This is a genomic window from Microcoleus sp. Pol12A5 (genome assembly GCF_036701435.1).
GTDB lineage: Bacteria > Cyanobacteriota > Cyanobacteriia > Cyanobacteriales > Microcoleaceae > Microcoleus.
Genome location: NZ_JAUBQU010000215.1, coordinates 1 through 5,333, shown reverse-complemented (window position 1 = coordinate 5,333; position 5,333 = coordinate 1). Strand labels below are relative to the sequence as shown.

General features: G+C 44.9%; 6 protein-coding genes. 4 read left to right on the top strand and 2 right to left on the bottom strand.

All coding sequences use genetic code 11. The features are described 5' to 3' along the window. Window positions 1-191 precede the first annotated feature (191 nt). The gene (locus QUA45_RS27825; RefSeq protein ID WP_333223095.1) at window positions 192-575 is read left to right on the top strand and encodes a nuclear transport factor 2 family protein; all 384 of its coding nucleotides are present in this window, start codon (window positions 192-194) and stop codon (window positions 573-575) included. Between the two features lie 145 nt (window positions 576-720). Here the strand turns inward: QUA45_RS27825 and QUA45_RS27820 are convergent, their stop codons facing one another. Both QUA45_RS27820 and QUA45_RS27815 read right to left on the bottom strand, forming a co-directional pair. Beyond that, complete coding sequence (locus tag QUA45_RS27820; RefSeq protein WP_333223093.1) at window positions 721-1,881, bottom strand: AAA family ATPase; 1,161 nt, start codon at window positions 1,879-1,881, stop codon at window positions 721-723. A 15-nt stretch (window positions 1,882-1,896) separates the two neighbouring features. Next, a complete protein-coding gene (locus QUA45_RS27815) occupies window positions 1,897-2,688 on the bottom strand; it encodes an RNA ligase family protein (RefSeq protein ID WP_333223091.1) in 792 nt (263 codons plus the stop codon). 135 nt (window positions 2,689-2,823) lie between these two features. Between QUA45_RS27815 and QUA45_RS27810 the strand changes: the two genes are divergently transcribed. The 3 genes from QUA45_RS27810 to hpxZ all read left to right on the top strand — a co-directional run bounded on the left by QUA45_RS27810 (window position 2,824) and on the right by hpxZ (window position 4,969). After that, window positions 2,824-3,693 carry a prohibitin family protein gene (locus QUA45_RS27810; RefSeq protein WP_333223089.1) on the top strand — a complete coding sequence of 290 codons (870 nt, stop codon included), beginning with the start codon at window positions 2,824-2,826 and terminating at the stop codon, window positions 3,691-3,693. A gap of 236 nt (window positions 3,694-3,929) precedes the next feature. Then, window positions 3,930-4,349 (top strand): peptidylprolyl isomerase, encoded by a 420-nt coding sequence (locus tag QUA45_RS27805; RefSeq protein WP_333094791.1) that lies wholly within the window; start codon window positions 3,930-3,932, stop codon window positions 4,347-4,349. Between the two features lie 233 nt (window positions 4,350-4,582). Then, entirely contained in the window at window positions 4,583-4,969 is a 387-nt protein-coding gene (hpxZ, locus tag QUA45_RS27800) for an oxalurate catabolism protein HpxZ (RefSeq protein ID WP_333223087.1), read from the top strand. The last annotated feature ends 364 nt before the right edge of the window (window positions 4,970-5,333 follow it).

Genomic DNA, 5,333 nt, shown 5'->3' with positions numbered 1-5,333 from the left:
GAATGGCTATAAGCCAAGTAGGGTGGGTTTTGTAACATCAAGCGAAAAGTTGATTCATACGATGAATCAGCAACGCCAATATTTCTTTTGAATTTCTAGCGCTTTATCTAGCAATGTCTAGATGGGCGAATCACCTAAACTCTGTACACTAAATTATTAGTCCTTACTGCATCTTTTTCACCATACCTTTTATGTCAGATCAACCTGCAGCAGAAATCGAACTGCTCCGTGCGGCGTACGCAGCCTTTAACGCGCGAGACATTGACGCTGCCCTTGCCCTTATGAGTCCGGACGTGGCTTGGCCGAAAGCGTTCAAAGGTGGTTTTGTCCGTGGGTCTGAAGAAGTTCGCGCTTACTGGACGGAGCAATGGAGCGAAATCAATCCGCACGTCGAGCCGGTTTCCTTTTACTCGGAGGAGGCCGGGCGCATTTTGGTCGATGTGCATCAGGTCGTGCGTGACTTGGCTGGAGCAGTTCTTGCCGATGAGCACGTGGGCCATCGATTCACCCTTGAATACAACTTGATTCAAGCTATGGAAGTCTGTCCACTTCCATCGTCCACCCCTAATGCCTAACCACGCGCTCCAGCTAACAGGCAAAAGTAGCGGACTCCGAGGGCTTGTCGCTATTGGGAAATTTTGAATTCATAGCTGTATTCAGCAACGCCGGAATTAGTAGCGCGTTGAAGTAATACGGGCGCTAGCGGGTGGATTGCCACTATTAAGCGCGATCGCTCACAATCCACTCTACCTGATGGGCTTCTGTGCGATCTGGAATATCCAGTCGCGCAGCTAATTTGCGAATGACTGCTTCCGGTACTGTTGCTGTGCGCGATCGATTCCGCTGCAATATTTCTTCTAGAGGTACTTCTAGATAAACAATGCGAACTCGCGCTTGATAAGCAGCAAAAAAATTAATTAATTGCTGCCGCATTTGTTTAGTGGTATTCGTGGCGTTCCACACAAAAGATCGCCCCTCATTGATGTATTCGCGCGCTCTTTGTTTGGCGGCTGTCACCACATTTCCAGGGGTTTCGTCGGGAGGGACATTCATCTCTTTTCGCAGTGCATCGAGTGAGATTACTGGCAAATCTGGGAGATTTTTCCGAATCCAATAATCTTTACCGCTTCCTGGCAAGCCAGACATCAAAATTACTTCGCATTTAGTGTCGTCAAATGCTTCGTAATCCGGGTTTCCGTTCTCTTTGCGGAAGTAGATAAATCGGCTGTTTGCAGAGGGGAATTGTCGGGGAGAATCCAAACAATTATTTTCTTGACAAAACTCCCGAAATAGTTCTATTTTATCCAGCAATTCTTGTCTGTCGCTACACTGTCGGCCGCGCACGTCTGCTTCGGCTAAAAGTGCGAGGAAATCGCAGCGGACAACTTGACTGACTTTAATTACAGACTGCTGCGGGTTGGGTTTGTCGATCAGCCAGATGGGTAAACTGCCGAATTGGACGATCGCCACAACTGTTTCGCGAATGTCGAACTGCACAGGCGGCTCGAATTGGGATAAAATTTGTCTGACCATTCTCGCACCTTGGCGGGCGTGACCTTTTGAGCTAATTCTGCCGTCGGCTTCTATTTTTGTAAAGGCTGGTTTGGCGACATCGTGCAGCAAAGCGGCGGCAAAAAGTATCGATCGTTCTTTTTCGGGAAGTTGTCGCCAATTTGGGGATGAGATTAATGCTTCGCAGACCATTTTGGTATGGATTAAAACGTCTCCTTCGGCGTGATAAATAGGGTCTTGCTGACAGCCTTTTAAGTTTTGAATCCAATCGAAATGATTTTGAATGCTGTCCCAATCCAGAAACCAATCGGGCGGTTCGGGACAAAAGGGAAAAGTCCAAGTTGCCGAGGGCGATAACAGTGCATTCATAAATTCACCTGCTGGTTAACTAAAATTAAATAAATCTGCACCTGGACGCAGAAGATTGGGGACAATTGGGCGATTTAGCCAATGTCCTTCGGCATTCTTAATAGCCGTCAAAAAGCTGGCACGCACGTATTTGTAACGCGCCTTTACTATGCCATCTTCTTCGACTTTAATGTACAGACCCTCCATGCGATCGCTCTTGTCAGTCTCTTTCAAACATCGTTCTTCATCTAATCCCAATTCGCCGCAGTACAAACGCAACCGATCCAAATGTCCCGGTTGAATAAAATTAGATTTTTCCATAAACTGCATCATTTGCTTGGGCGATTTCAGGACTCCCGAAAACAGCACGGGAACTGACACTAACGGCAGTCCTGTTAACAACTTCTGGCGGGATTCTGTACTCAGAAATTGACTGGTTTCTAAGTCCAGCACATCATATTCCATAAAATAGTGAGGCAAAAAATCATAAAAAACAGTGTGTTTGGCATAAAGCCATTCGCCGTAAAGAATGTAGCGATTTCCCAGCACTTCTCCCAGCGCCCCGCTGAGACTGAAAGCCCACTGTTTGAATAAGTTAAAATGTTTTTCCCTCGGCCCGCCGATGAGATAGTGACCGCGACTTTGCAGCAGCATTTGCCCGTTTGGTGCGAAGCTGATGCCTGTATTAGCGCCGTCTACCTTTTCTTCTATAATTAGAGGGCGATCGCTCAGGGCGCTAAATGGCACGCTGTCGAGGTCTTCATCGCCTGGTTGGAAACGCGAACCTTCGATATGATAAGTTCTAGGATATTTAACAATTTTGAGCATCAGCCCATCCATTTTATATTTGAGATTTTCGAGGCAAACCCATCCATTTTAGATGGTAATTTTAGATTTTAGACTTGAGAGGCGACGGAATCTATTTAACCATTATAATGGAATAAGCACAAAGGAGCGTGTAACTTGAAAACTCAAAATTTCCAGAGCATATCATCAGCAATCGCTGGGATTATATTAGTAGGCGTGCTACTCATCGCGTTAAACTCTTTTGTCGTCATCAATCCAGGCGAAGCAGGGGTAGTCAGCGTTTTAGGAAAGGCCAGAGATGGAGCATTGTTAGAGGGGTTTCACCTCAGACCCCCGCTAATATCCAAGGTAGATGTGTACGATGTAACAGTGCAAAAATTTGAAGTTCCCGCCCAGAGTGCTACTAAAGATCTTCAGGATTTAAATGCTAGTTTTGCGATCAACTTTCGCCTCGATCCTGAGAGAATAGTTGATGTCCGAAGGACTCAAGGAACTTTGGAGAATATAGTCTCAAAAATTATTGCTCCTCAGACGCAAGAAGCATTTAAAACAGCGGCTGCACTGAGAACCGCCGAACAATCTATTACTCAAAGAAGTGAACTGAAGCGAGACTTTGATACTGCGCTCAAGGAAAGGCTATCAAAGTATGATGTAATCGTACTCGATACGAGCGTTGTTAATATTCGATTCTCCACAGATTTTGCGAAAGCGGTTGAGGAGAAACAGGTTGCTGAACAGCGAGCCCAAAGGGCTGTTTATGTGGCTCAGGAAGCAGAACAACAGGCTCAAGCTGACATTAACCGCGCTCAAGGTAGGGCTGAAGCTCAAAGGCTGTTGGCGGAAACTTTGAAGGCTCAGGGCGGCAATTTAGTTCTGCAAAAAGAGGCAATCGAAGCTTGGAGAAGCGGCGGGGCTCAGATGCCAAAAGTGCTGGTTATGGGCGCAGGTTCGAGTCGGGTTCCTTTCATTTTTAATATGAGCGATATTCAGGAAGAACCCGATCGCCCGCAAGTGACCAACAATTAAAATATGGCTGAGGATAAGAAACCCGGTGTCTCAGAAAATATTGGCTTTGCTAACCAGAAATCTCGCAATAAACCGGGTTTCCTCAGAAAGCACACATAAGTCTTATGAGAGTTGCCGGAATATGCTAAACTTCTAAAAGCCACAATATAACGACAGTTTGAAACCTGTCGCTATAAAAGCGAAGTCCGCAATTAACACGCAGGCAACACACTCATTTTAGGAAGCCAGGAGAAATCATGACCCGCGCTATTATGGAAACCGACAAAGGCACAATCAATTTGGACTTGTTCGATGCGGATGCGCCTAACACAGTGAAGAATTTTGTTGACTTGGCGGAAAAAGGTTTTTACGATGGATTGTCCTTTCACCGAGTCATTCCTAACTTTATGATTCAAGGTGGCTGTCCCAAAGGCAATGGAACGGGCGGCCCCGGCTACAAAATCAAGTGCGAAATCAACTCCCACAAACATGAGGCAGGAACTTTATCGATGGCTCACGCAGGTAAAGATACGGGTGGTAGCCAATTCTTTATTTGCCATTCTCCCCAGTCTCATTTAGATGGAGTTCACACAACTTTTGGCAAAACTGAGGATATGTCTGTCGTCAATGCTATCCGCCAAGGCGACAAGATTATTTCGCTCAAAATTGAGCATTAATTTTCAGTAATTAGTTGCGTTTGTAGTAAGGACTAAAGTCCTTATTGCAAACAAAAATTGTGAAAGTTAAGAGTTTTAAAATATACAATTTATGACACCTATAATTTCTTGATGGTACAAGCCCCCGGATTTATGCGTGGAATCAATCCCAAATCCAAAATCCTTGCATCCTCAAGCCCCCGGATTTATCCGTGGTGTCAATCTAAAATCTAAAATCTAAAATCTAAAATCGAATGACTGTTATCAATGATTCTCCTGTGGTGGCTGAGTTAACTGAACTATATTTAAAATACGAAAAAGCTCTTTGTACGAATGATATTGAAACTCTCGATAATTTGTTCTGGGATGCGCCGGAAGTCGTGCGGTTTGGGGTGACGGAGAACCTGTACGGGAGCGATGAGGTGAGGGCTTTTCGCAAAGGGCGATCGCCTGTAAATGTCGATCGAGAAATGTTCAACCTCAAAGTCGTGACTTTCGATGCAGACACGGCGGCTGTGACGCTGGAATTTCGCCGTGTAATAGATGGAGTGGTGCGGCTGGGGCGGCAGAGTCAGATGTGGCGCAAGTTTCCTCAAGGGTGGAAGATTGTTTCCGCTCACGTTTCTTTGTTGCCGGTGTAGATGTTATGTCATTTCCGTTTAATTTCCCGTAATGAAATTCTGTCGATCGGGCTGGGCGGGTTTATAGATATTATGAATGTGAATTACAGATTGTTTGTAAAACCCGCCCCTACAAGTATTCTGATTAATTTACCTAACAGCATATTAAAGGTAAGAAAACAATATATTCAAATTAAAAAGGAGTATTTAAATTTGAATAGTGTTGAACCATTTAATTAACCATATATTATTTTTTTCCTTTACTATTAGTACCTTTGATTTTTTCCCCTCGCCTCCCCTAATACAGCTCATACTTGAGCAAAGTACACGGAATCGAGCCATTAAAAACCGGAATTCGCCGCGATGTCCTGAGTCCAACCTTTTT

Bases quoted from the DNA above. Each gene is read 5' to 3' on its own strand.
- QUA45_RS27825 (WP_333223095.1), top strand. From the start codon at position 192: ATGTCAGATCAACCTGCAGCAGAAATCGAACTGCTCCGTGCGGCGTAC.
- QUA45_RS27805 (WP_333094791.1), top strand. From the start codon at position 3,930: ATGACCCGCGCTATTATGGAAACCGACAAAGGCACAATCAATTTGGAC.
- QUA45_RS27815 (WP_333223091.1), bottom strand. From the start codon at position 2,688: ATGCTCAAAATTGTTAAATATCCTAGAACTTATCATATCGAAGGTTCG.
- QUA45_RS27820 (WP_333223093.1), bottom strand. From the start codon at position 1,881: ATGAATGCACTGTTATCGCCCTCGGCAACTTGGACTTTTCCCTTTTGT.
- hpxZ (WP_333223087.1), top strand. From the start codon at position 4,583: ATGACTGTTATCAATGATTCTCCTGTGGTGGCTGAGTTAACTGAACTA.